This window comes from Streptomyces sp. NPDC085946 (genome assembly GCF_044540485.1).
Lineage (GTDB): Bacteria > Actinomycetota > Actinomycetes > Streptomycetales > Streptomycetaceae > Streptomyces.
The window spans coordinates 197370-223836 of the sequence record NZ_JBITSF010000009.1; the positions used below are offsets into that span (position 1 = coordinate 197370).

Sequence of the window (26467 nt, forward strand, 5' to 3'; positions counted from 1 at the left end):
CGCGACGTCCCGGTGCTCAACGGCCGGGCGGGAAACCCAACTGCGTGCTGCCCCGAACCACCGGGCAAGAGTAGCAGCCGCCCGCACTGTCAAGTGCGTTGCTTTGCCTCGTACTGACGAGTTCTATGCTCGCCGCATGGCTGATGTTCTTCCTCTGGTCGAGGCCCGGTTGCGTACCGCGCTGGGCGAACCGGACGCGCGCGCCGCGGTCACCTTCCTCGGCACGGACCGCATCGAGGTGCTGCGCTTCAGGGAGGGGGACGTCGTCCGCTACGCCACCCTCGGCATGTCCGCGCACCCCATGGCGGACCCCACGGCGATGATCGCCGACCCGGTCCGGGGCCCGCGCGCCGAGCTGGTCCTCTCCGTCCGCGCCGGGATCGCCGACACCGACAAGGTGCTCCGTCCGCTGGCCGTGCTCGCCGCGTCCCCGCAGGTCGAGGGTGTGGTCGTGGCGCCCGGCGCCTCCCTCGACGTGGGTGAGCCGCTGTGGCCCGGCGCCCCGTTCGGCTCGGTCCTGGTCGCCGAGCCGGGCGGTCTGGTGGAGGACCTGGAGCTCGACGGGCCCCTGGAGCCCGTGCGGTTCCTGCCGCTGCTGCCCATGACCGCCAACGAGGCCGCGTGGAAGCGCGTGCACGGCGCCCAGGCGCTGCAGGAACGCTGGCTGACGCACGGGACGGACCTGCGCGATCCCGCCCGCAGGTCCGTCCCGCTGGACTGAGACCGGGGTGACCGATCTCACCAACACCTGTTTCGAGGGCGTCAGTTGGCGAAGACCGCGACCCCGTCCTCGGCGGCGTGCCCGGCCGCGGACTCCGCCGCCCCGCGCGTGAGGGCCGCGCGCCGTACGACGACCACGAGCGCGCCCAGGACCGCGGTGGCCGCGGCCACCGCGAAGGGGAGGTGGACGTCGCTCCACTCCTCGATCTTCGGGGCGAGGCAGGGCGCGGCGGCCGCCGCGAACCAGCGCACGAAGTTGTAGCCCGCGCTCGCCACCGGCCGCGGGGCGTCCGACACGCCGAGCGCCAGCTCCGTGCAGACGGTGTTGTTCACCCCGATGAAGGCGCCGGACAGGACCGTGCAGACGATCGCCGTGGTGCGGTCGCCGTACCCGAGCGCGAGGACGTCGGCCGCCAGCAGCACCAGTGAGCCGACGAGGACCGCCGGCGAGCCGAACCGCCTCTGCAGCCGCGGCGCCACGAGCACCGAGAAGACGGCGAGCAGCGCGCCCCAGGCGAAGAACACCGCCCCCGACCTGTACGGGGTCATGTCGAGCACGAACGGCGTGAAGGCCAGCACGGTGAAGAACGTGTAGTTGTAGAAGAACGCCGAGGCGGCGGCGGAGGCCAGGCCGCCGTGGCCGAGCGCCCTGAGCGGGTCGAGCGGCGAGGTCCTGCGGGCGGGCTTCGGCTGCTCCTTCAGGAACGCCGCGATGCACAGGAAGCCGACGGCCATCAGGAACGCGGTGCCGAAGAACGGATAGCGCCAGTCGGCGTCGCCGAGCAGCGCGCCCAGCAGCGGGCCGCACGCCATGCCGAGGCCGAGGGCGGACTCGTACAGCAGGACGGCCGCCGCGCTGCCGCCCGCCGCCGCGCCGACGATCACCGCGAGGGCGGTGGAGACGGACAGCGCGTTGCCGAGCCCCCAGCCGGCCCGGAAGCCGACCAGCTCGCCGACCGAGCCGGAGGTGCCGGCGAGCCCCGCGAAGACCACGACGAGGGCGAGGCCGAGCAGCAGGGTCCTGCGCCCGCCGATCCGGCTGGAGACGAAGCCGGTCACCGGCATCGCGACGGCGGTGATGAGGAAGTACGAGGTGAACAGCAGGGAGACCTGGCCGGCCGTGGCGTGCAGGCCCTGCGCGATGGAGGGCAGGATCGGGTCGACGAGTCCGATGCCCATGAAGGCGACGACGGACGCGCCGGCCGTCGCCCACACGGCCCTCGGCTGCTTCAGAAGGCCGCCCGCCCCCGTGTCGAAGGGCTCCACGGGTGCTCCGTTCCGGACGAGATGATGATGGGCGTGTACACATACTTAGTTAGCTTTGCTAATTAATGCAACATGCATCTAGTTCCGGACGGTCCGTCAGGGGCCGTCCCGCCGTGGCGGACCATGGCGGTTCCGTCCGGACGGGTGATCGTCCTTGACGTGGCGGAGCGGGGGTAGGACCGTGGGGCCCTATGAGGGGCGAACCCAGTTGCCCGAAGTGTGGTGGCCGGGTCAGGGCTCCCGGCCTCTTCTCCGATGCGTGGCAGTGCGATGTGCACGGCACCGTGCACCCGGTGCAGCCCGTGATCCCGCCGAGTGTCGACGCCCTGAACGTCGTCGTGCACCGCACCCGGGTGCCGGTGTGGATGCCGTGGCCGCTGCCGGTCGGCTGGCTGTTCACGGGCGTGGCCTGCGCGGGGGACGACCGCAGCGGCGGCCGTGCCACGGCCGTGGCCTGCTCGGGCCCCGGCCCGCTCGGCGGCGTGGGGGAACTGATCCTGGTCGCGGAGGAACTCGGCGTGGGCCTCGGCGCGCGGTACGCGGGCATGGCCGGCCCGGACCCCGGGCCCTACCTCGACGTCGACAAACCGGCCCAGACCAAGGTGCTGGCCGCCGGCCGCCCCACCCCGCTGTGGCTGGTCTCCGGCACCCCCGGCGATCGCGCCGTCTTCGCGGGCGAGGCGCTCGGCATGTGGCTGTGGGCGGTGGTGTGGCCCGAGCAGTCCGGCCTGCTGCTGTACGACGAGCTGGTCCTCACCGACCTGAGGGAGGCCGGGGCCGAGATCGAACTGGTGCCGTGCGGGGCGCTGTCGCCGCGACTGCTGCGGCCATAGCCGGAGCACAGGACGCGCGTAGGGGGCGCAAGGCGGCTGCGGGTGTGACAGCGGTGGCCGAAAATCCGGTTATCCTTGAGCGTCCCCGTCCGCCCGTCACCGCCTGGAGTCCGCGTCGTGCGCATCGACCTGCACACCCACTCCACCGCGTCCGACGGCACGGACACCCCCGCCGAGCTGGTGCGCAACGCCGCCGCGGCGGGCCTGGACGTCATCGCGCTGACCGACCACGACACCACCCGCGGGCACGCCGAGGCGATCGCCGCGCTGCCCGAGGGGCTGACGCTGGTGACCGGCGCCGAGCTCTCCTGCCGCGTCGACGGCGTCAGCATGCACATGCTGGCCTACCTCTTCGACCCCGAGGAGCCCGCGCTGCTCGCCGAGCGCGAGCTGGTCCGCGACGACCGGGTGCCGCGCGCCCGGGGCATGGTCGCCAAGCTGCAGGACCTGGGCGTGCCCGTCACCTGGGAGCAGGTGGCGCGGATCGCCGGTGACGGGTCCGTGGGGCGTCCGCACGTGGCGACCGCGCTCGTCGAGCTGGGCGTCGTCCCGACCGTGGGCGACGCGTTCACCCAGGACTGGCTGGCCGACGGCGGCCGGGCCTTCGTGGAGAAGCACGAGACCGACCCCTTCGAGGCGATCCGCCTGATCAAGGCGGCCGGCGGGGTCGCGGTGTTCGCGCACCCGGCCGCGAGCAAGCGGGGCCGTACGGCCCCGGAGTCCGTGATCGCCGAGATGGCGGCCGCGGGGCTCGACGGCATCGAGGTCGACCATATGGACCACGACCCCGACACCCGGGCGCGGCTGCGCGGGCTCGCCAAGGAACTGGGACTGCTGGTGACCGGGTCCAGCGACTACCACGGCAGCCGGAAGACCTGCGTGCTCGGCGAGTACACGACGGACCCCGAGGTCTACGGCGAGATCACGCGGCGGGCCTTCGGGGCGTTCCCGGTGCCGGGCGCCGGCGGGGACCGCCGGCGGTAGGTCTTCCGGGCACCCGGCCGTGCCCGCGTTCTTCACTTCGTCCGCGCACGGTGGTGCCCCCTCGCCCTGCCGGACGCCTGCCCGCAGCGGCCGTGGCACGACGCTGCCCGCCGCGTGTTCCTCCCTCACCTCGCAAGGCCCGTGACCATGTTCGACCTCGCCGTCTTCGGCTCCCTGTTCCTCACCCTCTTCGTCATCATGGATCCCCCCGGGATCACCCCGATCTTCCTCGCCCTGACCGCCGGCCGCCCCGGCAAGGTGCAGAAGCGGATGGCCTTCCAGGCGGTCTGCGTGGCCGGCGGTGTGATCACCGTGTTCGGGCTGCTCGGGCACCAGATCCTGAACTACCTGCACGTCTCCGTGCCCGCGCTGATGATCGCGGGCGGACTGCTGCTCCTGCTCATCGCGCTCGACCTGCTCACCGGCAAGACGGACGAACCGAAGCAGACCAAGGACGTGAACGTCGCCCTGGTGCCGCTGGGCATGCCGCTGCTGGCCGGGCCCGGCGCGATCGTGTCGGTCATCCTCGCCGTGCAGAAGGCGGACAGCGCCGTGACGCAGGTGTCGGTGTGGTCGGCGATCCTCGCCATCCACGTCGTGCTGTGGCTGGTGATGCGGTACTCGCTGCTGATCATCCGGGTCATCAAGGACGGCGGCGTGGTGCTGGTGACGCGGCTCGCGGGCATGATGCTCTCCGCGATCGCCGTGCAGCAGATCATCAACGGGGTCACCCAGGTGATCCAGGGCCACGGCTGACCGGGCGACCGCCCTCCGGGTACCACAGAGCCCCTGTACGGATCGTCCGTACAGGGGCTCTCAAGCGTATGTAGAGGAATCCGCGGGTTACGACGCCGGGGTTTCGGCGGGACGGATCCACAGCCGCTGCCCGATCGCGGCGGCCTGCTGAACGATACGGTTGACGGAGGCGGCGTCCACGACGGTGGTGTCCACGGGCGTGCCGTCGACGTCGTCGAGTCGCATGATTTCGAAGCGCATGGCTTCTCCCTTCGTCTGGTCATCCTCCTGGAGGAGAACTACTGGTGGGTGGCCCGCGGGGCGGCTGTGCCCCGGGTTCCGTTCGTATTCAACGGGCTGCGTGTTACAAACATTCCCTACGCTAAAGAAATTTTTCGAACGTCTAATTACTGACCGGTAAGTGTCTGGTCGTGGATCGACCGGGACCGATCGGGACCGGTTGTGATCGCAGTGTGACCGCCGGGACAATGATGGTGATGAACGACGACCTCGCGGCTCTCAGTGCCCGCATCGACCGCACCAACGAGCTGCTGCAGCGCATGCTCGCCGAGGTGGCGAAGACGCCCTCCACCCACGCGATCTTCGTCGACGCGGGCTACCTGTACGCGGCGGCCGGGCGGCTGGTGGCCGGGACGGAGGACCGGCGGGCCTTCGACCTCGACGCCGAGGGGCTGATCGACGCGCTCATCGACCGGGCCCGCACGATCTTCGCCGACAGCCGCCTGCTGCGGGTCTACTGGTACGACGGCGCCCGGCGCCGCATCCACACGGCCGAACAGCAGTGCATCGCCGAGCTCCCGGACGTCAAGGTCCGGCTCGGCAACCTCAACGCCAACAACCAGCAGAAGGGCGTCGACTCCCTGATCCGCAGCGACCTGGAGTCGCTGGCCCGGCACCGCGCCATCAGCGACGCCGCCCTGCTCGGCGGGGACGAGGACCTGGTGTCGGCGGTGGAGGCGGCCCAGGGGTACGGCGCGCGGGTGCACCTGTGGGGCATCGAGGCGCCCGAGGGCCGCAACCAGGCCGAACCGCTGCTCTGGGAGGTCGACAGCCAGCGCACCCTCGACCTCGACTTCTTCAAGCCCTACGTCTCCCGGCGCACCGCCGCCGCCTTCGAGCCGGCGGCGGGCCGGCCCACCCGCGACGACGTCCGCTTCGTCGGCGCCCAGATCGCGGCGAAGTGGCTGGCGGCCCGGGGCCGCGACTCGCTCGTGGAACTGCTCCCCGGCCACCCCTACCTGCCCGGCTCGGTCGACCAGGACCTCCTGGTGGAGGCGGAGGGCCTGCTGCAGTACTCGCTGCGCGGGCAGGCCGACCTGCGGCGGGCGCTGCGGGACGGCTTCTGGGAGCACCTGCAGACCCAGTACTGATCAGCCGCCGGACCCGTCGTACCGATCAGCCGCCGGCCCTGTCGTCCTGATCAGCCGCCGGCCCTGTCGTCCTGATCAGCCGCCGGATCCGTCCCAGAAGTCCGCGAGGGCCCGGGCGGTCGGCTCCGGCCGGTCCCTGTTGGGGGAGTGCTCGGCCCCCTCGACCACCGTGCGGTGCGCGCCCAGACGCAGGGCCATGTCGTCCAGGACCGGCAGCGGCCAGGTGTCGTCGCGGGCGCCGGACAGCACGTGGAACGGCAGCGGGACGGCGGCGAGCTCGGCGACGCGGTCCGGTTCCGTGCACAGCTGGAGCCCCGTGGCCAGGAGCTGGGCGGGCTTGGTGCCCATCCAGCGGCGGCGCAGCAGCTCCGGACCGCCGATGCCGCGCGCCGGGCCGCCGACCTCCTCGGGCGGCCCCATCGCCTCGATGGCCTCCCAGACGTCCGCCATGGACATCACGGCGAGCGCGTCCCGCAGCAGTTTCACGCGCTGCCGCTGGGAGACGGAGATCTCCGCCGGGCCCGACGCCATGAGGGTGAGCGAACGGAACGGGGTGTGGTCCAGCAGGACCGCGGCCCGGGCGATCTGCCCGCCGAGGGAATGCCCGACCAGGTGCACGGGGGTGCCGAGGGCCCCGGCCTGCGCGAGCACGTCCCGTGCCAGTTCCCGCTGCGCGTAGGCGGTCTCGTCGTGCTCGGGTCCGTCCGACTCGTGCTGCCCCCGCCCATCCACGGCGACGCTGCGGTACCCGCGCGCCGCGAGCGGCCCGTGCAGCAGCGTGAAGTCCTCCTTGCTGCCGGTGAACCCGGGCAGCAGCAGCGCGGTCCCCCGCGGCTCCGTCCCCGCGGCCGGGGGCGCGTCGACGACGGCGAAGTCCCCGCGGGAGGTGGAGAGGAAGTAGGCGCGGGCGTCCGGGGACGGGGCGGGAGCGGGGTGCAGGGTCACGGGGGGAGGGTAGCGGGCGGGGATACCGGCCGACGGCGGGGGAGGGGGGTGCGGCCGGTCGGGACGAGGGGTGAGGGGCGAGGGGCGAGGGGGCCGGTCGTCGGGCCCGGTCGGGGGAGGGGCTCGGCGGAGCGGGCTCGCCGAAGCGCCGGTGTGCGGCTGCTCGGGACCGGGCGCCCGTGTGGTGGAGCCGGTCGCGTGGGGTGCCGGGGCCGGCGGAGGCGAGTGCGTGAGGACACGGCGACGGCCCGGCCCCACCGTGGTGGGACCGGGCCGTCGGGCGGGTCTCAGCCCTCCGTCGACTCCGCGGCGGCCGTGGCCTTGCGGGTGCGGCGGGCCCGGGGCTTCGCCTCGACGGCGTCACCGGCCGCATCGGCCGTCGCCGCGGCCGTGGCCTTGCGGGTGCGGCGCGGCTTGGCCTCGGCGGTCTCCGGCTCCTGCGCGGCCTGCGCCGGGATGGCGGCCGGCTCGGTGACCTTGCGGGTACGGCGGCGCGGCGTGGCCTCGGCGGCCTCGGCCGTGTCGACGGCGGTCTCCGCCGGGGCGGCGGTCTTCCGGGTCCGCCGGGGCTTGGCCTCGGCGCTCTCCGGCTCCGCGACGGCGGCGGTCGCCTTGCGCGTACGCCGCGGCTTCGCCTCGGTCGCCTCCGCCGTGTCACCGGCCGCATCGGCCGTCGCCGCGGCCGTGGCCTTGCGGGTCCGGCGCGGCTTGGCCTCGGCGGTCTCCGGCTCCTGCGCGGCCTGCGCGGGGATCCCGGCGACGCCCGCGGCGAGCTGAGCGGACTCGGCGGCACCGGTCGGCTCGGCGGCCTTGCGGGTGCGGCGGCGCGGCGTGGCCTGGGCGGCCTCGGCCGTGTCGACGGCTTCTTCCGCCTTCGCCGCGGCCTTGCGGGTGCGGCGCGGCTTGACCTCGGCGGCCTCGGCCTGCGCGGCCTCCGGCGTCTCCGCGGTGACGGAGGGCTCGGCGGCCTTGCGGGTGCGGCGGCGCGGCGTGGCCTGGGCGGCCTCGGCCGTGTCCACGGACTCCTCGGCCTTCGCCGCGGCCTTCCGCGTACGACGCGGCGCGGCCTCCGCGACCTCGGCCTGCTCCGTCTGCTGGGGCTGCTCGGCCTGCTCGGCGGGAGCCTCCGCCTTCACCGCGGCCTTGCGGGTGCGGCGCGGCTTGGACTCCGGCTGCTCCTGGGCGGACCCGGCGGTCCCCTCGGCCGTGTCGACCGCCGTCTCGGCGGCGGACGCGGCCTTGCGGGTGCGGCGGCGCGGCTTGGCGGCCGGAGCCTCGGCTTCCGCGACCTCTGCGGTCTCCGCGACCGCCGGGGCCTCCGCCACCGGCGCGGTCCGCGCGATCGGAGCGGCGTCGGCGACCGGAGTGGCGTCGGCGACCCGCGCGGCCTCCGTGCTCACCGAGGTGTCCTCGGCCGGCCGGGTGACCGCGGGGGTCTCCACGGCCGTCTCCGCCGACCGGCGGGTGCGGCGGCGGCGCGGCGTGGCCGGAGCGTCGGCGTCCGGGGCCGTGCCCTCCGCCGTCGCGACGGCGGCGGCCGCCTCGGGTGCGGGGGAACCGACCGCCGTGGCCGGCGCGGTCTCCGCCGGCACGCCACCGCGCATGCGGCGACGGCGGCGCGGGGTGCGGGTGGCCGTGGCGGCCTCCGCCCCTGCGGCCTCGGTGTCCACGGTCCGAGCGGCGGCGGTCCCGGAGGTCTCCGGCGCACCGTCCACCGGCGCACCGCCGCGCATCCGGCGGCGACGGCGCGGCGTGCGGTCGGAGCGCTCGCGGCCGGCGGACCGGGACTCGTCCCGGTCGTCGCGGCCGCCCCGGCCACCGCGTCCGCGCGGCCCCCGGCCGCCCGGCTCGCCCAGGTCCTCCAGCTCCTCCGCGTCCAGCCCGGCGCGCGTGCGCTCCGAGCGGGGCAGCACGCCCTTCGTGCCCTCGGGGATACCGAGGTCGGAGAAGAGGTGCGGGGAGGTGGAATACGTCTCCGGCGGGTCGGCGAAGTCCAGCACCAGCGCCTTGTTGATCAGCTGCCAGCGCGGGATGTCGTCCCAGTCGACCAGCGTGATCGCCGTGCCCTTGGCGCCCGCGCGGCCGGTGCGGCCGACGCGGTGCAAGTACGTCTTCTCGTCCTCGGGCGTCTGGTAGTTGATGACGTGGGTCACGCCCTCGACGTCGATGCCGCGCGCGGCGACGTCGGTGCAGACCAGGACGTCCACCTTGCCGTTGCGGAAGGCGCGCAGCGCCTGCTCGCGGGCGCCCTGGCCGAGGTCGCCGTGGACCGCGCCGGAGGCGAAGCCGCGGCGCTGGAGCTGCTCGGCGATGTCGGCGGCCGTGCGCTTGGTGCGGCAGAAGATCATCGCCAGCCCGCGGCCCTCGGCCTGCAGGATCCGGGCGACCATCTCCGGCTTGTCCATGTTGTGCGCCCGGTACACGAACTGCTTGATGTTCGCGACCGTCGCGCCCTCGTCGTCCGGCGCGGTGGCGCGGATGTGCGTGGGCTGCGACATGTAGCGGCGGGCGAGACCGATGACCGCGCCCGGCATGGTGGCCGAGAACAGCATGGTCTGGCGGCGCGCCGGAAGCATGTTGATGATCTTCTCGACGTCGGGCAGGAAGCCCAGGTCGAGCATCTCGTCGGCCTCGTCGAGGACGAGCGACTTGATGTGCTTCAGGTTCAGCTTCTTCTGGCCCGCGAGGTCCAGCAGGCGGCCCGGGGTGCCGACGACCACGTCGACGCCCTTCTTCAGGGCCTCGACCTGCGGCTCGTAGGCCCGGCCGCCGTAGATGGCGAGGACGCGCACGTTGCGTACCTTGCCGGCGGTGAGCAGGTCGTTGGTGACCTGGGTGCACAGCTCGCGGGTGGGGACGACGACGAGCGCCTGCGGCGCTTCGGTGAGGTCCTCGGGCCGGGCGCGTCCGGCCTCCACGTCGGCGGGAACAGTCACGCGCTCCAGGAGCGGCAGGCCGAAGCCCAGCGTCTTGCCGGTGCCGGTCTTGGCCTGGCCGATGACGTCCGTGCCCGACAGGGCCACGGGAAGGGTCATCTCCTGGATGGGGAAGGGAGTGGTGATGCCGACGGCCTCCAGGGCCTCGGCCGTCTCGGGGAGGATCCCAAGGTCTCGAAACGTCGTAGTCAGGGTGCTGCCTCTTCTGTGTGCGCGGCGCGAGGCGAGCGCGGGGGTCGTGTCGCGTGACCGTGCCGGGGGACGTCGGCCACGCCCACGCGGGGCGGGCCGTGTGGCACGGGACCACTGCCGACGCTCTAGCGCTCGTACCGCTGAGGGTGTCCCTCTCGGGTTCCGTACGCACTGTCCGCACGGGCGAGGAGGGCTGTCGGGTCGGAGCCGATCGGGCCACCGACCGGGCATCCTCATGCATGCGGCCTGTCGAGGTACGTCGAAGTACCAGCAGGCGCATTACCACCATACCCCGGATTCGCGCACATGTGATGGCCGATTTGGTCACGTAGTCGTCATCACACTGGATGACCAGGGACTTCCGTGCGGCGGGGAGCGGGCTATTGTGCGCTTCATGACGAGCTCTGACAAGCCTGACCACGTCGCAGACGGTCCCGCCGCCCCCGCCGAGCACACCGGAGTCGCCGCCCGGGACTGGGCGACGGCCTCCGCCGACCCGCAGTACCGCGCCGCGGTCGTGGACCTGCTCGGCGCGCTCGCGTACGGGGAGCTGGCGGCGTTCGAGCGGCTGGCGGAGGACGCCAAGCTGGCGCCGACGCTGGAGGACAAGGCGGAGCTGGCCAAGATGGCCTCGGCCGAGTTCCACCACTTCGAGCGGCTGCGCGACCGGCTCGCCGAGATCGGCGAGGAGCCGACACGGGCGATGGAGCCGTTCGTCGCCGCGTACGACGGTTTCCACAAGCAGACGGCCCCCTCCGACTGGCTGGAAGGGCTCGTCAAGGCCTACGTCGGCGACTCGATCGCCAGCGACTTCTACCGCGAGGTCGCGGCGCGCCTGGACTCCGACAGCCGCGATCTGGTGCTGTCCGTGCTCGACGACACCGGGCACGCCGGCTTCGCCGTCGACCGGGTGCGCTCGGCCATCGATGCGGACCCGCGGGTGGGCGGGCGGCTCGCGCTGTGGGCGCGGCGCCTGATGGGCGAGGCACTGTCGCAGTCCCAGCGGGTGGTCGCCGAGCGGGACGCGCTGTCGACGATGCTGGTGGGCGGGGTCGCGGACGGCTTCGACCTGGCCGAGGTGGGGCGGATGTTCTCCCGGATCACCGAGGCGCACACCAAGCGGATGGCGGCGCTGGGGCTGGCGGCCTGACCGGCCGGTGAGCCGGCCGGGCCGGCGGGTTCCGCGGCTGTGTCCTCCGGCCGGCCCGGCGGTTCCGCTGCCGCGCACGCCGCCGGTCCGGTCGTTCCGCTGTCGCGTGTTCCGGCGTCCCGGTCGTCCACCGGCGTGCGGTCCAGGGCTCCGGTGCTCCGGCCGCCCCCGGCTCAGCGACTGTGCCGGGCCCCGCGCCGGCGGCGGCTCAGGCGGTCGTGGCCGAGTGGCGGCGGAGTCTTCCCGACGGGCGCAGCAGCAGCGACAGCGAGGCCACGGAGACGATCACCGCGCCGAGCAGGATCACCGGCAGGCTTCCGGCGTCCAGCGCGCTGTGCATGACGAAAGCGCCGAAGAGGGATCCGGCGACACCCGTCGACAGCACCAGCGGGCGGGCCGGCAGGCGGTGCGGCAGGCGGTGCGCGGCCGCCCACGCCAGGGTGAGGCCGAGGATCGCGGAACTCAGCGCTTCCAGGAGCATGTCGGGGTCCCTCCCACATGGCCGGCCTGCCCACAAACGGTCGTAGCCGGTCCTACCCCTGACCTGCGAAATCCAATCCTCCCCTGTGGAGGACCTGTGCTCCGTCCGTGGACGTCGAAAGGATGTGCGCGGGCACGGCACGGCGAAGGGGCCCGGCGGTCGACATGACCGCCGGGCCCCTTCGCCGTGCTTGCCGCTGCGCGTGCCTACAGCGCGCCGAAGCCCACCTTGCGGGGGGCGGGCTCGCCGATCTCGATGTACGCGAGGCGGTCGGCCGGGACCAGGATCTTGCGGCCGTGCTCGTCCACGAGGCTCAGCAGCTGCGACTTTCCGGCCAGGGCCTCGGCGACCACGCGCTCGACCTCCTCGGCACTCTGACCGCTCTCCAGAACGATCTCGCGGGGCGCGTGCTGCACGCCGATCTTGACCTCCACGGCTATGTCCCTCCGACGGTCAGTGATGTGCGCGGCCTTCCGCGCCGTACCCAGCACACATTAGCCCGGTGAGGGGACCTGTACCGCGCGCCCGAGAACGCCACGAGCGAACAACGACCGGGAACAAACCGATCGTCAGTGGTGCTGCTGCTCGTTCCCGTGCAGCGGGAAGCCCGCGATGCCCCGCCACGCCAGGGACGCCAGCAGCTGCACCGCCTGGTCGCGCGGCACGCTGCGGTCGCTGTGCAGCCAGGACCGCGCCACCACCTGGGCGAGGCCGCCCAGGCCGGAGGCGAGCAGCATCGACTCCGCCCGCGACAGGCCGGTGTCCTCGGCGATGACGTCGCAGATCGCCTCGGCGCACTCGGTGGTGACCTTGTCCACGCGCTCGCGCACGGCGGGCTCGTTGGTCAGGTCCGACTCGAAGACCAGGCGGAAGGCGCCGCCGTCGTCCTCGACGTACGCGAAGTAGGCGTCCATCGTCGCCCGTACGCGCTGCTTGTTGTCGGTCGTCGACGCGAGCGCGTGCCGTACGGACTGGATCAGGGACTCGCAGTGCTGGTCCAGCAGCGCGAGGTAGAGGTCGAGCTTGCCCGGGAAGTGCTGGTAGAGCACCGGCTTGCTGACGCCGGCGCGCTCGGCGATGTCGTCCATCGCGGCCGCGTGGTAGCCCTGGGCCACGAAGACCTGCTGGGCGGCGCCCAGCAGCTGGTTCCGTCGGGCTCGGCGTGGCAGGCGTGTGCCCCGCGGGCGTACCGCCTCTGTCTGCTCGATGGCTGTCACGCCGCCTCCCATAGTCGTCCACGTGCGGTCCGGGCCGCGTCGCCATCGTACTTTTCGGTAACCGTGGTGTGCGCGGTGCGCGGGCACAATTTCACGGACCGGACGGTGGACAAAGCGGCACAGAAGGTTTCAAGCGAGATCACAGTGGGCACCATGCGGCCTCTCTCCTGCTCAGCGGCGCCCTCCGCCGCCTCCCTCCGCGGTCCGTCACCGGTAGTCGTCCTCGTCGAGCTCGACGATGCGGGCCTGCTCCGCCAGGTCGGCCTCGCTGGCCCGGTCCGGGCTCAGTTCGGTCAGCGGGATGTCGCGGTCCGGCGTGATGGCCGCGTGCTGCTCGGCCGCGTCGACCTCGGGGGCCTCCACGTCGAACTCCAGGACCTCCTGCGCCTCCTCGTCCTCGAACGTCTCGGGATCGGTGGGGTCAAAGGCCATGCTGGGCTCCCTTCCTACGAACGTCCCTGAAACATGCAGGGGCCACACGCGGGTGCCCTCTGTACGAGCCTAGGAGACACCCGATCGGGACGCTATGCGTTCCGTTCCCGCGGATCCCGCCGGCGGCCCGCCCCGCCGTCGGCCTCCCGCCGCGTGCGGGAGCGCCCCGGCCGCGGGGGACGCCGTGCTTCTCCACGTGTTGCCCTGCGAGTTGACAGGTACCTGTGACGGCGAACACGTGAACCGGTACGTGATCGTCTCGTAACATTGCCGCATGTCTTCGACCGAGCTGCCATCCGTGCCGCCCGCAAACGTGCTCCCCAAGGTGGCGGCTGTCAGGGTCGCGGAGGGCGAGCGGCTCAGGTCGGTGCAGCTGCCCGGCGTCACGCTGACGGTGCGGTCGCGGCCCCCCGCGCGCGAGGGCCTGCCCCCCGCCCTGTACGTCCACGGACTCGGCGGTTCCTCGCAGAACTGGTCGGCGCTGATGCCGCTGCTGGACGACGTCGTCGACAGCGAGGCCGTCGACCTGCCGGGCTTCGGCGACTCCCCGCCGCCGGACGACGGCGACTACTCGATCACGGGGCACGCGCGCGCGGTGATCCGTCACCTCGACGCCGCCGGACGCGGCCCCGTGCACCTGTTCGGGAACTCGCTGGGCGGTGCGGTCGCCACGCGCGTCGCCGCGGTCCGTCCCGACCTCGTGCGTACGCTCACGCTCGTGTCGCCCGCCCTCCCCGAGATCCGCGTGCAGCGCTCCGCCATGCCGACGGGGCTGCTGGCGGTGCCCGGGGTCGCCCTCCTCTTCACCCGGATGACCCGGGAGTGGACGGCGGAGCAGCGCGTCAAGGGCGTGATGAGCCTGTGTTACGGAGATCCCGCGCGGGTGTCGCCGGAAGGCTTCCGGCACGCGGTGCAGGAGATGGAGCGGCGGCTGCGGCTGCCGTACTTCTGGGACGCGATGGCCCGCTCCGCGCGCGGCCTGGTCAACGCGTACACGCTCGGCGGCCAGCAGGGGCTGTGGCGCCAGGCCGAGCGCGTCCTCGCGCCGACCCTGCTCGTCTACGGCGGCCGGGACCAGCTCGTCGGCTTCCGCATGGCCCAGAAGGCGGCCCGCGCCTTCCGCCGCTCCCGCCTGGTGACCCTGCCGGACGCGGGCCACGTGGCGATGATGGAGTACCCCGAGACGGTGGCCATGGCCTTCCGCGAGCTCCTCGCGGAGGCGGGTGCGGAAGCGAGGGGACCGTCCGGCCCGGAGCCGGGTTCGGGGGCAGGTCCGGTGGAGTCGACGGGGGCGAGGGACACGGTGCAGCCGAGGGGCACGAGCGGTGCGCGGGCTTCCGGGGTGCGTGATGCCCGGACGCTCGCCGGTGAGGACGCCGGCGGCGCCGCCGCCACCGAGAACGTGGGAGGCTGAGGCGCGAAGTGGGACGCCACAGCCGCCGCGGGCCCGCCCCCAAGGGCGATGCCGCGGACACGACCGCAGTACGGGACGGCCGTTCGGGACGGGACGCGGCGCACGACGGCCGGACGGCCCCGGCCGCGGTCCCGGGAAGCCGTCAGGAGGGCGGGCCACCGCCGGGGCCCGGTCCCGCCGGGGCCCCCGGCGCGTGGCAGGGACAGCGGCCCGCGCCCCAGGGCGGTCCCGCGCCCGGCTACGGGGCGCCGCGTCTGCCGGACGGCTGGGTGCCGGACGGGACGCCCGCCCGGGGAGTACCTCGCCTGCCCGACGGCACGCCCGCGCACGGCGTTCCGAGGATGCCCGACGGCACGCCCGCGCACGGTGTGCCGAGGCTGGCGGACGGCACGCCGGCTCGTGGTGTGCCGAGATTTCCCGACGGCACGCCCGCGCGGGGGGTGCCCAGTCTTTCCGACGGCACACCGGCGCACGGTGTGCCGTCGGTGTCCGGTGGCGCCCCGCAGGGCGGGCGGGGATTCCCTGACGGCACGCCGGCGCACGGCGTTCCGAGGATGCCCGACGGCACGCCCGCGCACGGTGTGCCGAGGCTGGCGGACGGCACGCCGGCTCGTGGTGTGCCGAGGCTTCCCGACGGCACCCCCGCGCACGGGGTGCCGCGGGTGACCGGCGGTGCCCCCGGGCACGGCGCACGCGGAGGCCCGCAGGTCCGCGGGGAACACCCCGAGCAGCGGGAACCCGGGGGCGGCTGGGGCCCGTTGCACGGCCGGGCCGGCAACGGGCCGGGCGCCGCTCCGGGACCCGCCGCTCCCATACCGCGGCAGCGGCAGGCCCCGCCGGGCGGGCCGCGGCCGGAGTACCTCGACGCCTTCTCCGAGGACGGCGACCTCTTCGTGCCCCGCCGTGCGACCGGTCACCCGGCCCGCATGACGGGGGAGGCGCAGCCCGCCGGCCCCTACGCACACGTCGCCGACCGGAACTCCGGCGCCGACGGGGGCGGCAGCGGTGCCGGTCCGGCGTCCGCGCCCGCCAAGGGGGGCAAGGGCCGGACGTTCACCGGGATCGCGGCCGCCGCCGTCACCACCGTGCTGGCGGTCATCGTCGCCGGGCAGGTGACCGAGGACCACGACGGGGCCGCCGTGCAGGCGCACTCCGCCGATCAGGCCCGCGACGTCCGGGACCCCGCCTCGCGGAGCGACGGGCGGGCGGCGCCGTCCGCGGCGGCCGGCGTCGAGACCCTCACGTACGAGCAGAAGATGGACAAGAAGTACCCGCTCGGCGCCGAACTCGCGGGGTCGGGACGGTTCGACGCGATCCCCGGCATCGCCAAGGCGCCCGGCTCGGGGCAGAAGTTCACCTACCGCGTCGACGTGGAGCAGGGGCTCGGGCTGGACGGCGAGCTGTTCGCCGAGGCCGTGCACAGGACGCTGAACGACGACCGCAGCTGGGCGCACAACGGCGCGCGCACCTTCGAGCGCGTCCACTCCGGCAAGCCCGACTTCGTCATCACCCTGGCCAGTCCCGGTACCACCGCGGAGTGGTGCGCCAAGTCGGGCCTGGACACCACCGTGGACAACGTCTCCTGCGACTCCGCGGCCACCGAACGCGTGATGATCAACGCCTACCGGTGGGCGCAGGGCTCCCGGACGTACGGCGCCCGGATCCACGCCTACCGGCAGATGCTGATCAACCACGAGATCGGCCACCGTCTGGGCTACAGCCACGTGACCTGCGACAAGAACGGCGACCTCGCCCCGGTCATGCAGCAGCAGACCAAGTTCCTCGACCACGACGGCATCCGCTGCCGTCCCAACCCCTGGCCGTATCCCGGGAGTTGAGGGACCGTCCGGCAGGAGGAGCGTAGCGTGACGGCGCGTGCCCGCGTGATCTCCTAGCGCCACCGAACGCGACCCGCGCGGGAAAGTTACGACCGTTCACCCCTTCCGGTGGCGCGACGGACAACCGTCCGTCGCGCCACCGCCCCGCCCGCGTACGTTCGTCCCGCTGCGAGCCGCCGGGGCAACGGCGGCTCCCCATACGGGAGATCGGGGGTGCACACGTGCGCATCGGACTGCTTACGGAGGGTGGCTATCCGTACGTCGGCGGTGACGCCACACTCTGGTGCGACCGGCTCGTGCGCGGGCTGGAGCAGCACGAGTTCGACGTCTACGCGCTCAGCCGCAGTGAGCGCCAGGAGGACGAGGGCTGGGTCCCGCTGCCGCCCCAGGTCGGCCGGGTGCGCACCGCCGCGCTGTGGGCGACCGAGGAGGACGGGGCCGCGTACGGGCGCCGCGCGCGCCGGCGCTTCGAGGAGTGCTACGGCGAACTGGCGGCCGCCCTGTGCGCCGGGAGCCCGGCGGACACCTCGCGGGGCGACCCGGCCCTGGAGGCGGACCGTTTCGCCAACGCGCTGTACGGCCTCGCCGACCTCGCCCGCGACGCCGGCGGCCTGGCGGGAGCGCTCCGCTCCGAGACCGCCGTACGCCTCCTGGAGCGCACCTGCCGCGCGCCCGGCGCCCTGCGTACCGCCCGCGAGGCGCGCGTGCCGGAGCTGCTCACCGTCGCCGCGCACCTGGAACGCGCCCTGCGCCCCCTCTCGCTCGACTGGTACGAGGACGCCGGGCTCGGCGCGGTCGACCTGTGCCACGCCGCGTCCAACGGCCTGGCCGCCCTGCCGGGCCTGCTCGCCCGGCACTTCTGCGGCGTCCCCCTGCTGGTGACCGAGTACGGGGTGCAGCTCCGGACGCAGTACCTGGCCAGCGCGGACTCCTCCCCGGCGGTCCGGTCCCTGCTCGCCGCCTTCCACGGCAGGCTGGCCGCCGAGACCTACCGGCGGGCCGCGCTCGTCACGCCCGGCAACACGCACGCCCGCCGCTGGCAGGAGCGCTGCGGCGCCGACCGGGCCAAGCTGCGCACGGTCTACCCGGGCATGAACGCCGCGCCCTTCGCGGAGGTCGGCGAGTCGGCGCGGTGCGCGGACCCGGCCACCCTCGTCTGGGCCGGCCGCGTCGAACCCGCGAAGGACCTGGTCTCCCTGCTGCACGCCTTCGCGGAGATCCGCAAAGAGGAACCCGGGACCCGCCTGCGGATCGTGGGGGCGCCCGCCGGTCCCGAGGGGGCGGCCTACCTCGGCCACTGCAAGGCGCTGGCCGCCCAGCTCTTCCCCGACGAGGCCGAGGGGCCGCACGCCGTCGGCGACAACCCGGTGTCCTTCGACGAGATCGGCGGCCCCGACCTCCCGACGGCCGCCGACGCGTACGCCTCCGGCCCCGTGACCGTCCTGTCGAGCGTCGTCGAGGGCTTCCCGGCCCAGCTCGTCGAGGCGATGCTCTGCGCCCGCGCCACCGTCTCCACCGACGTGGGCGCGGTCGTGGAGGTCGTCGGGGGCACGGGACTCGTCGTCCCGCCCCGCAATCCGCGGGCGCTCGCCGAGGCGTGCGTGTCGCTGCTGCGCGACCCGAAGCGCTGTGAGCGCCTGGGGGCCGCCGCGCGCGCCCGCGCCCTCGAACTGTTCACCGTCGAGCAGAACGTCGAGGCATTTCGCGGCATTTACCTGGAGATCGTCTCCGGTCATCCCGTGCACCGCGTCGTCCTCGGCGAGGCCGGGGAGCCCCTGCCGTTCGCCGCTCCGGCCGAGTCCCACGTCGCGGGCCCGTGGGCCGGCCCCACCCCCCGCGGGGTTCCGCAGTGGGCGGCGCGCGGGCCCGCGCACACGCCCGTGTCCGCGCCGCCGGTGTCGGTCGACATGCCTGCACCTGTGCCCGTGGCGGCGGACACGCCCGTGCCGGCGCCCGTGCCGGCGCGGACACCTGCCCAGGCCGATGCCCAGTCCGGCGCTCGGGGCTCCGCTCCGCTGGCCGCCGCGGAGGGAGCGCGATGAGCGGCCCGGGCGGACCGGACCGCCCCGTGACCCCGGGCAGCCCCGGGGCGTGGGACGCGCGGCCGGAGCGGGGGCCGGCCGACGAACCCGCGGCGGGCGCCGCGCGCGGCGACGGGACCGGCTTCGCCCCGACCACCACCGATCAACGGACCGCCACCGATCGACGGACCGGAACCGGCCATCAGAGCGGAACCGGCCACCGGACCACAAGCGGCCACAAGGCCCCCGCCGTCCGCCGAGGCGCCGCCGACCCCGTGAAGGCGCTGATGCACCGGCACCGGGAGCTGTGCGAGCGCGCCGTCGACCCCCTCGACATCGCGGCCGGCCTGGAGGCCCACGGCGTCACGGACCGCACCGCCGCCCGCTTCCGTCACCGGGACGTCTTCTCCCTCGCGGAGGAGATGTACGCGCGTGTCCCCCGGGACGCGGACGTGCCCCCGCGCCCCGCGCCCGTCCCGGCCGCGCGGGCCCGTGCGGACTGGGTCCTCCTCACCCTGCTGCCCGGCGCGCTGTGCGCCGCGACGGTGGCCGCCGTGCACCTCACCGACGGCCGGACCCGCCTCACCGCCGTCGCCGTCGGCATCCTCGCGGTGGCCCTGGCCCTCCGGGCGGCCCTGCGCCGAGGACCCCTCGGCACCGCCGACCGCACGGCACCCGGCGCGTCCCCCGCCTGGACGTACTGGCTCGTCGGTTACGCGCTCCTGGGCGACGGCCTGCTCTCGACGGCCCTCGCGGGCGGCCCCGACGGCCCGCCCGGGGGCGGTGCGGACAGCCCCTGGCCCGTCACCGTCGCCCCGGTGCTGGCCCTCACCCTGGCCTGTGCGCCGGCGGCCTGGACGGCCCGCCTCTTCGCCGTGCGCGCCCGCCGCAGGCTCGCCGCGAGCCGGGGCCTGGAGGAGTTCGCCGGCACCGTCCGACCGCTGCTGCTCGGTGTGTTCGCCCTGTTCCTCACCGCCCTGACGGCCCTGCTCGCCCTCTGCGGCGCGGTCCTCGACGAGCCCGCCGTCCACCCCGGGACCCTGGCCCTCGGCGCCCTCCTGTTCCTGGCCCGGCTCCTGACCGCCCACCGTTTCGCCCACGCCCCGGCCGTGCTGCTCGCCGCCACGGTCGCGGCCCAGGCGGCGGCACTGGCGTCCGTCTTCGCGGCCCGCCTCCCCGGCTGCGCCGCCCTGGCCGTCCCCGTGGACACCCTCGTCGCCCTCTGCGGACCCGGCGGTGTCCCGGCGCTCACCTGCGGCGCAGCGGCCCTCGGCCTGCTGGTCCACGCCACCCGCAAGCTGACCCGGGCCTCGGCCCACGCCCCGGCGGAGCCGCCGCGCTGACGACCGGGTCACCCCAGCTCCACCCCCCACACCCCCACCCCTCCCCGCGTGAAGGAGAACTCCGCATGACCACCCGCCCAGGCACCCCCACTCCGGGAGCGGCCCGATGAGAGTCCTGCTGATCGGAGCCAACGGCTACCTCGGGCGCTTCGTCGCCGACCGCCTGCTCGCCGACCCCGCGGTCCAGCTCACCGCCCTCGGCCGCGGCGACGACGCCGACGTCCGCTTCGACCTCGCGACGGGCAGCCCGGGCGCCCTGACCCGCTTCCTCGACGCGGTCCACCCCGGCGTCGTCGTCAACTGCGCGGGCGCCACGCGGGGCGGCGCCCGCGAACTCACCCGCCACAACACCGTCGCCGTCGCCACCGTCTGCGAGGCCCTGCGCCGCAGCGGCTGCGGCGCCCGCCTCGTGCAGATCGGGTGCAGCTCGGAGTACGGCCCCAGCCAGCCGGGCTCCTCCACGGCCGAGGACGCCGTCCCGCGTCCCGGAGGCCCGTACGGCGTCAGCAAGCTCGCCGCCACCGAACTCGTCCTCGGCTCCGGCCTCGACGCCGTCGTCCTGCGGGTGTTCTCGCCCGTCGGGCCCGGGACCCCCGCCGGCTCCCCGCTCGGCCGTCTCGCCGAGGCCCTGCGCCGCGCCATGCAGTCCGGCGACGCCGAACTCAAGCTCGGCGGCCTCGGGGCGCAGCGCGACTTCATCGACGTCCGCGACGTGGCCCGCGCCGTCCACGCGGCCTCGCTCTCCGCCGCGCAGGGCGTGATCAACATCGGCTCGGGCCGCGCCGTGCGCCTGCGCGACGCCGCCGCGATCCTCGCCCGCGTGGCCGGATACGGCGGGGCCCTCCACGAACTCGACGCCCCTCCCGGTCCCCTGCGCCCCGCCATCGGCCACCCCCGTCCGGACCCCGACCACGCCGCCCCGGTCGCGTACCCGTACCCGGACGGGTGCGGCAGCTGGCAGCAGGCCGACGTGCGCACCGCGCGCGACCGGCTCGGCTGGCGCCCCCGCATCAACCTCGAGGAGTCCCTCGCCGACATCTGGATGGAGGCGGCGTGTCGCATCTGACGAGAACGCCCTCCCGCCGTACGGCCGTCCGTCCGCACCGTCCCGCCCGGCCCGCCGTGCACCACCGCGGTACCGGGACCGCCAGGACCCGCACCGCGCTCGGCATCCCCGGCTACGCGCACCCCCTCCTCGCCCGCGCCGAATGGGCCGGTCTCACCCGCCCGGGCACGCCCCTGCACTGGGTCACCCTCGACGTCGCCGACGGGCCCGGGGTCCTGCCCGATCCGCACTGCCTGGAGGCGGCCGGCCACGTGCGCAACGCGGGGGTCCGGGTCCTCGGCCGCCTCGCCGCCCCCGGCTCCCGCACCGTGGCGGAAGTGGTCACCGACGCGCACCGGTACCTGGAGTGGTACCGGGTCGACGGCTTCCTCCTGGACCGCTGTCCCGCCGAAGGCGCCGCCCTGCCCGAGGTCCGCCGCACGCTCGCCGCGCTCCGCACGCTGCGTGACGATGCCCACATCGTCCTCGGGCACGGCGTCCACCCGGACCCCGGCTACGCGGAGGTCGCCGACCAGCTGGTCACCTTCTCCGGTCCCTGGAGCGCCTACCGCTGGTCGCAGGCCGCGCAGTGGACCGCCGACCATCCGCCCGAGCGGTTCTGCCATTTCGTCCACGGCGTGCCGCGCTCCCACCTGGAGGAGGCGCTGCGCGTCGCCCGCTGGCAGGGCGCCGCGACGGTCTACTTCACCGACCGCACGGACCGCGGCGGCCGCGTCGACCCCTGGGCGAGCCTGCCCGGCTACTGGGACGACATCGTCTCGCGTGTCGGAACGGGTGTCTCGGAATGAAAAAGGCCGTGGCAGTGTTACGGGGAGAACAACTGTAGTGATTGACCGACCAACGGAGTCCCCGTGTCGCTGCCACCCCTGGTCGAGCCGGCCCCCGAGCTCACCGTAGACGAGGTCCGCAGGTACTCCCGCCACCTGATCATTCCCGACGTGGGGATGGACGGGCAGAAGCGGCTGAAGAACGCCAAGGTGCTGTGTGTGGGCGCCGGCGGCCTGGGCTCGCCGGCGCTGATGTACCTGGCCGCCGCGGGCGTGGGCACGCTCGGCATCGTGGAGTTCGACGAGGTCGACGAGTCGAACCTGCAGCGTCAGATCATCCACAGCCAGTCCGACATCGGCCGTTCCAAGGCCGAGTCCGCCCGTGACAGCGTCAAGGGCATCAACCCGTACGTGAACGTGATCCTTCACGAGGAGCGGCTCGAGGCCGACAACGTGATGGACATCTTCAGCCAGTACGACCTGATCGTCGACGGCACGGACAACTTCGCGACCCGCTACCTGGTCAACGACGCCTGCGTGCTGCTGAACAAGCCGTACGTGTGGGGTTCGATCTACCGCTTCGACGGTCAGGCCTCCGTCTTCTGGTCGGAGTACGGTCCCTGCTACCGCTGCCTCTACCCGGAGCCCCCGCCCCCCGGCATGGTCCCCTCCTGCGCCGAGGGCGGCGTGCTCGGCGTGCTGTGCGCGTCCATCGGGTCGATCCAGGTCACCGAGGCGATCAAGGTCCTGGCCGGCGTGGGCGACCCGCTGGTCGGCCGCCTGATGATCTACGACGCCCTGGAGATGCAGTACCGCCAGGTCAAGGTCCGCAAGGACCCGAACTGCGCGGTCTGCGGCGAGAACCCGACCGTCACCGAGCTCATCGACTACGAGGCCTTCTGCGGCGTCGTCTCCGAGGAGGCCCAGGCGGCGGCCGCCGACTCCACGATCACTCCCAAGCAGCTCAAGGAGTGGATCGACGACGGCGAGAACATCGACATCATCGACGTCCGCGAGCCGAACGAGTACGAGATCGTCTCCATCCCGGGCGCCCGCCTGATCCCGAAGAACGAGTTCCTCATGGGCACCGCCCTGGAGGGCCTCCCGCAGGACAAGAAGATCGTCTTGCATTGCAAGACGGGTGTCCGCAGTGCTGAAGTCCTCGCGGTGCTGAAGTCCGCGGGCTTCTCGGACGCGGTGCACGTCGGCGGCGGCGTGATCGGCTGGGTCAACCAGATCGAGCCGGCCAAGCCGGTCTACTGAGCCATCGGCCGCCCGCCTCGGGCGGCCGCCGAGGCCCACGGCTCCGATCCGTCCGGACGCCGTGGGCCTTCGCCGTGGCGCGTCGGCGGCCGCGCTCGCCGGGGCCCGGCCGGCGGTCAGGCGCAGACCTCGCCGTCCTTCGGCAGCGTGCCCTTCAGCAGATAGCCGTCGACCGTGGAGTCGACACAGTCGCTCCCGCTGCCGTACGCCCCGTGTCCCTCGCCCCGCCAGGTGAGCACCACTCCGACACCCGGGCCCAGTTCGTCCGCCATCCTCCGGGCACCCTCGTACGGCGTGGCCGGGTCGCCGGTGTTGCCGACGACCAGGATCGGAGCCGCTCCCGGAGCGCTCACCTCGGGGTTCTCGAACTGCCCCGCCACCGGCCAGTCGTGGCACCAGCCGGCCGTGTCCCAGCCGAGGAACGCGCCGAACACGGGCGAGATCCTCTCGAACCTCGGCAGCAGCTTCCTCGCCTCCGCCACCGACGGCCGCTGCCTGTCGTCCAGGCACGATATGACCCGCTGCGCGTGGGACCCGGTGCCGTAACGCCCCGACGGGTCGCGTTCGTTGTAGCGGTCGGCGAGCACCAGCAGCTCCGAGCCGTCCCCCCGCTCCGCGGCCTCCAGGGCGCCGGTCAGCGCCGGCCAGCCGGCCTTGCTGTACAGCGGCAGGACGATGCCGGTGAGCGCGAGCGTCTGGGTCAGCTTCCGGCCGGGCGAGGACGTCGGCAACGGCCGGGCGTCGATGCGCTCCAGCAGGTCGGCGATCCTCCGGGAACCCTCCCGCGGGTCCTGCCCGGTCGACTTCAGGTAGTCGTCCAGCGCGCGCTGGAACCCCCGGGTCTGGTTCTCGGCGTGGCCCAGGGTGTCGGCGGTGGGGTCGACGACCGCGTCGAGGATCATCCGTCCCACCCGCCGGGGGAACAAGTGGGCGTAGACGCCGCCCAGTTCGGTGCCGTAGGAGATGCCGAAGTAGTGCAGCTCGTCGTCGCCGAGGACCTGGCGCATCAGGTCCAGGTCGCGGGCGGTGTCGGTGGTCGAGACGTGGGCCAGCAGCTTCCCGGCGGACTTCCGGCAGCCCGTGCCGAAGTCGGCCGCGTCCTGGAGGAAGGCCCGCTCCTCGGCCGGGGTGTCGGGGGTGGCGTCCACCGTCGACTCGGCGGCCTGGATCTCCTTGTCGCCGCGGCAGCGGATGCCCTCGCTGGCGCCCACTCCGCGCGGGTCCCAGCTCACCAGGTCGTAGCGCTCCCGCAGGGCGGAGACCGCCGGGGCGTAGGAGGGCAGCGTGGCGACCCCCGAGCCGCCGGGGCCGCCGAAGTTGAACAGCAGCGAGCCGATGCGGTCGTCGCCGCGGGCCCGGGCGCGGATCAGCGCGAGCCCGATCGTCTCGCCGTCCGGCTTCGACCAGTCCAGCGGCACCCTCAGCGTCGCGCACTGCCAGTCACTGCCCGGCGCGGGGGCGTCCTCGGTGGCCTTGCAGCGCCCCCAGTCCGGTTTCTGCGCGCTCGGCGGCCCGCCGCCCTTGCCGCTGTCTCCCGTGTCCGGACCGCCGCTGCACCCCGCCAGCAGTGCGGCGGCGACGGCCAGGGCCGTCCACCGTACGAAACGCGTCATGCGGCCTTCCCCCCTCGCGAGTCCTCCGCACCGTGCCGCGGAAGCCGTCCACGCCATGGTAGGCGGATCGCGCCTAGGCCGTCACAGCCTGTGGATAACGCTTTGACCTGCCCTTTTGTCGTTCCGAGTCGGCTGCCGTGTCACTCGCACACGGTTCCGGGCGCGGGCACCTTCCCGTCCAGCAGGTAGCCGTCCACCGCGTCCCGCACGCACGTGTTCCCGCTGTCGTACGCACCGTGCCCCTGGCCCCGGTACGTCAGCTCCACACCGACCCCCTCGCCCAGCTCCCGCGCCATCTTCCGCGCGCCCTCGTACGGGGTCGCCGGGTCGCCGGTGTTGCCGATGACCAGGATGGGCGGCGCGCCCGGGGCGCTCACGTCGGGATGGTCGGCGGCGCCCGCCACCGGCCAGCCGGTGCAGCTGAGCATGGACCAGGCGAGGAACTCGCCGAACAGCTCGGAGGCGGCCCGGAACTCAGGCAGCCTGCGCTGGACGTACGCGACGTCGTACCGCGGCCTGTCGTCGGCGCAGTTGATGGCGACGTTGGCCGCGACGAGGTTGCTGTACTCGCCGTTCTCGCTGCGCCCGTTGAGCGAGTCGGCCAGCAGCATCAGGGTCCTGCCGTCACCGGCGTACGCCTGCTGGAGCCCGTCGGTGAGGTACGCCCAGAACTCCTTCGAGTACAGGGCCTGCGCGATGCCGCCGGTCGCCGCGGTCTGGGTGAGCTCGCGGGGGAAGACGCCCGGGAGCGGCCTGTCCTCGAGCTCCTCCAGCAGCCTCGCGATCCGGTCCTTCACGTCCTGGGCGCTGTCGCCGATGGGGCAGTCCTCGGCCTGCGAGACGCAGTCCTCGGCGAAGTTGTCCAGCGCGAGCTGGAAGCCCTTCGCCTGGGCGAGCGAGCCCTGTTCGGGGGTCTGGGTCGGGTCGACGACCGCGTCGAAGACGGCCCGGCCCACGTTCCGGGGGAACAGGTGGGCGTAGACGCCGCCGAGTTCGGTGCCGTAGGAGACGCCGAAGTAGTGCAGCTTGTCGTCGCCGAGGACCCGGCGCATCAGGTCCAGGTCGCGGGCCGCGTCGGTGGTGCGCACGTGCGGCAGCATCTTCCGGGAGCGCTCCTCGCAGGCCTCGTTGAACTCCTCGGTGCCCGCCACGTACTCGGTGCGCTCGGCGGCGTCGTCGGGGGTCGCGTCCTGCTGGAAGTACGCGTCGAGCTGCTGGTCGTTCTCGCAGATCACGGGGGCGCTGCGGCCGACCCCGCGCGGGTCGAAGCTGACCAGGTCGTAGCGGGTGCGCAGTTTCGCGTAGTCCTCGCCGAAGGCGGGCAGGGTCGTGACGCCCGAGCCGCCGGGGCCGCCGAAGTTGAAGACGAGCGAACCGATCCGCCGGTTCGGCTCGCCGGTGGTACGCACCCGGATCAGGGCCAGCTCGATCGTGTCTCCCCGGGGTTCGTCCCAGTCCAGGGGAACCTTCATGGTCGCGCACTGCCACTCGCCGTCGTCCGGCAGCGGCGAGGGCGCGTTGCCGCCGCCCTGCGCCTCGGACGGGTCCGGGCACTCCTCCCAGCTCAGCTCCTGCTGCGTCAGGTCCTCGTCCTTGTCCTCGTCCCCGCCGCAGCCGGCCAGCGGGGCGGACAGCAGCACGGCGGTGAGGGCGAGGGCGGCGGCGCGCGGCCGGAAGGGGGCGGGCATGTTCCCATCCTGCGTCCCCGCGGGGCGGAGCGCGCGGGCCACGGGCCGTACGAGGTAAGGGGCCCGGCGAGTGCTTCCTCGGGCGCGCGGGTCACGGCGCCTTCCGCGCGGGAGGCGGGGCGGACGCCGGGGCGCTTCCCCGCGCGTGAGACGGGCCGTACCGCGGGGGCGG

At 74.1% G+C, this 26467-nt stretch carries 23 protein-coding genes; 13 read left to right on the top strand and 10 right to left on the bottom strand.

Annotation, left to right across the window (positions count from 1 at the left end):
- Window positions 1–136 precede the first annotated feature (136 nt).
- On the top strand, window positions 137–721 hold the full coding sequence (locus ACIF8T_RS20005) for a suppressor of fused domain protein (RefSeq protein ID WP_400036777.1): 585 nt from the start codon (window positions 137–139) through the stop codon (window positions 719–721).
- Between the two features lie 41 nt (window positions 722–762).
- On the opposite strand, the gene ACIF8T_RS20010 is transcribed toward ACIF8T_RS20005, so the two are convergent.
- Entirely contained in the window at window positions 763–1986 is a 1224-nt protein-coding gene (locus tag ACIF8T_RS20010) for an MFS transporter (protein WP_400036779.1), read from the bottom strand.
- 191 nt (window positions 1987–2177) lie between these two features.
- Here ACIF8T_RS20010 and ACIF8T_RS20015 point away from each other — a divergent pair, with 191 nt between their 5' ends.
- The 3 genes from ACIF8T_RS20015 to ACIF8T_RS20025 all read left to right on the top strand — a co-directional run bounded on the left by ACIF8T_RS20015 (window position 2178) and on the right by ACIF8T_RS20025 (window position 4559).
- Window positions 2178–2819, top strand: coding sequence for a DUF6758 family protein (locus ACIF8T_RS20015; RefSeq protein ID WP_400036781.1), 642 nt, complete (start codon window positions 2178–2180; stop codon window positions 2817–2819).
- A gap of 117 nt (window positions 2820–2936) precedes the next feature.
- Window positions 2937–3803, top strand: a complete 867-nt coding sequence (locus ACIF8T_RS20020; protein WP_400036783.1) for a PHP domain-containing protein — start codon at window positions 2937–2939, stop codon at window positions 3801–3803.
- A gap of 147 nt (window positions 3804–3950) precedes the next feature.
- Complete coding sequence (locus tag ACIF8T_RS20025) at window positions 3951–4559, top strand: MarC family protein (RefSeq protein ID WP_400036972.1); 609 nt, start codon at window positions 3951–3953, stop codon at window positions 4557–4559.
- Between the two features lie 87 nt (window positions 4560–4646).
- Here ACIF8T_RS20025 and ACIF8T_RS20030 read toward each other — a convergent pair whose 3' ends face one another.
- Window positions 4647–4799: a hypothetical protein gene (locus ACIF8T_RS20030; protein ID WP_189696394.1), complete on the bottom strand. Its 153-nt coding sequence runs from the start codon at window positions 4797–4799 to the stop codon at window positions 4647–4649.
- Window positions 4800–5035: 236 nt separating this feature from the next.
- On the opposite strand from ACIF8T_RS20030, the gene ACIF8T_RS20035 reads away from it, so the two are divergent.
- Window positions 5036–5929, top strand: a complete 894-nt coding sequence (locus tag ACIF8T_RS20035) for an NYN domain-containing protein (RefSeq protein ID WP_400036785.1) — start codon at window positions 5036–5038, stop codon at window positions 5927–5929.
- Between the two features lie 75 nt (window positions 5930–6004).
- Here ACIF8T_RS20035 and ACIF8T_RS20040 read toward each other — a convergent pair whose 3' ends face one another.
- Together ACIF8T_RS20040 and ACIF8T_RS20045 are read right to left on the bottom strand one after the other, a co-directional pair.
- Window positions 6005–6874: an alpha/beta fold hydrolase gene (locus tag ACIF8T_RS20040; protein WP_400036787.1), complete on the bottom strand. Its 870-nt coding sequence runs from the start codon at window positions 6872–6874 to the stop codon at window positions 6005–6007.
- Between the two features lie 287 nt (window positions 6875–7161).
- Window positions 7162–9909 carry a DEAD/DEAH box helicase gene (locus ACIF8T_RS20045; RefSeq protein ID WP_400036789.1) on the bottom strand — a complete coding sequence of 916 codons (2748 nt, stop codon included), beginning with the start codon at window positions 9907–9909 and terminating at the stop codon, window positions 7162–7164.
- A gap of 487 nt (window positions 9910–10396) precedes the next feature.
- Here ACIF8T_RS20045 and ACIF8T_RS20050 point away from each other — a divergent pair, with 487 nt between their 5' ends.
- Window positions 10397–11152 carry a ferritin-like fold-containing protein gene (locus tag ACIF8T_RS20050; RefSeq protein ID WP_400036791.1) on the top strand — a complete coding sequence of 252 codons (756 nt, stop codon included), beginning with the start codon at window positions 10397–10399 and terminating at the stop codon, window positions 11150–11152.
- A 208-nt stretch (window positions 11153–11360) separates the two neighbouring features.
- Here ACIF8T_RS20050 and ACIF8T_RS20055 read toward each other — a convergent pair whose 3' ends face one another.
- The 4 genes from ACIF8T_RS20055 to ACIF8T_RS20070 all read right to left on the bottom strand — a co-directional run bounded on the left by ACIF8T_RS20055 (window position 11361) and on the right by ACIF8T_RS20070 (window position 13282).
- On the bottom strand, window positions 11361–11633 hold the full coding sequence (locus tag ACIF8T_RS20055; protein WP_400036792.1) for a hypothetical protein: 273 nt from the start codon (window positions 11631–11633) through the stop codon (window positions 11361–11363).
- A 206-nt stretch (window positions 11634–11839) separates the two neighbouring features.
- Window positions 11840–12067: a DUF3107 domain-containing protein gene (locus ACIF8T_RS20060; protein ID WP_030220063.1), complete on the bottom strand. Its 228-nt coding sequence runs from the start codon at window positions 12065–12067 to the stop codon at window positions 11840–11842.
- A 135-nt stretch (window positions 12068–12202) separates the two neighbouring features.
- The gene (locus ACIF8T_RS20065; protein ID WP_400036794.1) at window positions 12203–12850 is read right to left on the bottom strand and encodes a TetR/AcrR family transcriptional regulator; all 648 of its coding nucleotides are present in this window, start codon (window positions 12848–12850) and stop codon (window positions 12203–12205) included.
- Window positions 12851–13057: 207 nt separating this feature from the next.
- On the bottom strand, window positions 13058–13282 hold the full coding sequence (locus ACIF8T_RS20070; RefSeq protein WP_400036795.1) for a hypothetical protein: 225 nt from the start codon (window positions 13280–13282) through the stop codon (window positions 13058–13060).
- A gap of 274 nt (window positions 13283–13556) precedes the next feature.
- Between ACIF8T_RS20070 and ACIF8T_RS20075 the strand changes: the two genes are divergently transcribed.
- The 7 genes from ACIF8T_RS20075 (at window position 13557) to moeZ (ending at window position 22994) form a co-directional block, all read left to right on the top strand.
- Window positions 13557–14696 (top strand): alpha/beta fold hydrolase, encoded by a 1140-nt coding sequence (locus ACIF8T_RS20075; protein ID WP_400036797.1) that lies wholly within the window; start codon window positions 13557–13559, stop codon window positions 14694–14696.
- A 554-nt stretch (window positions 14697–15250) separates the two neighbouring features.
- On the top strand, window positions 15251–16534 hold the full coding sequence (locus tag ACIF8T_RS20080; RefSeq protein WP_400036799.1) for a DUF3152 domain-containing protein: 1284 nt from the start codon (window positions 15251–15253) through the stop codon (window positions 16532–16534).
- A 221-nt stretch (window positions 16535–16755) separates the two neighbouring features.
- The gene (locus ACIF8T_RS20085; RefSeq protein WP_400036800.1) at window positions 16756–18576 is read left to right on the top strand and encodes a DUF3492 domain-containing protein; all 1821 of its coding nucleotides are present in this window, start codon (window positions 16756–16758) and stop codon (window positions 18574–18576) included.
- Window positions 18573–19898 (top strand): hypothetical protein, encoded by a 1326-nt coding sequence (locus ACIF8T_RS20090; protein WP_400036802.1) that lies wholly within the window; start codon window positions 18573–18575, stop codon window positions 19896–19898. Before ACIF8T_RS20085 ends, ACIF8T_RS20090 begins: the two co-directional genes overlap by 4 nt.
- Before the next feature lie 106 nt (window positions 19899–20004).
- Complete coding sequence (locus tag ACIF8T_RS20095; RefSeq protein ID WP_400036804.1) at window positions 20005–20964, top strand: NAD-dependent epimerase/dehydratase family protein; 960 nt, start codon at window positions 20005–20007, stop codon at window positions 20962–20964.
- A 56-nt stretch (window positions 20965–21020) separates the two neighbouring features.
- On the top strand, window positions 21021–21752 hold the full coding sequence (locus tag ACIF8T_RS20100; RefSeq protein WP_400036974.1) for a spherulation-specific family 4 protein: 732 nt from the start codon (window positions 21021–21023) through the stop codon (window positions 21750–21752).
- Between the two features lie 63 nt (window positions 21753–21815).
- Window positions 21816–22994 (top strand): adenylyltransferase/sulfurtransferase MoeZ, encoded by a 1179-nt coding sequence (moeZ, locus tag ACIF8T_RS20105; RefSeq protein WP_400036806.1) that lies wholly within the window; start codon window positions 21816–21818, stop codon window positions 22992–22994.
- Between the two features lie 116 nt (window positions 22995–23110).
- On the opposite strand, the gene ACIF8T_RS20110 is transcribed toward moeZ, so the two are convergent.
- Window positions 23111–24607, bottom strand: coding sequence for an alpha/beta hydrolase (locus tag ACIF8T_RS20110; RefSeq protein ID WP_400036808.1), 1497 nt, complete (start codon window positions 24605–24607; stop codon window positions 23111–23113).
- Window positions 24608–24747: 140 nt separating this feature from the next.
- Window positions 24748–26295: an alpha/beta hydrolase gene (locus tag ACIF8T_RS20115; RefSeq protein WP_400036810.1), complete on the bottom strand. Its 1548-nt coding sequence runs from the start codon at window positions 26293–26295 to the stop codon at window positions 24748–24750.
- Window positions 26296–26467: the final 172 nt, after the last annotated feature.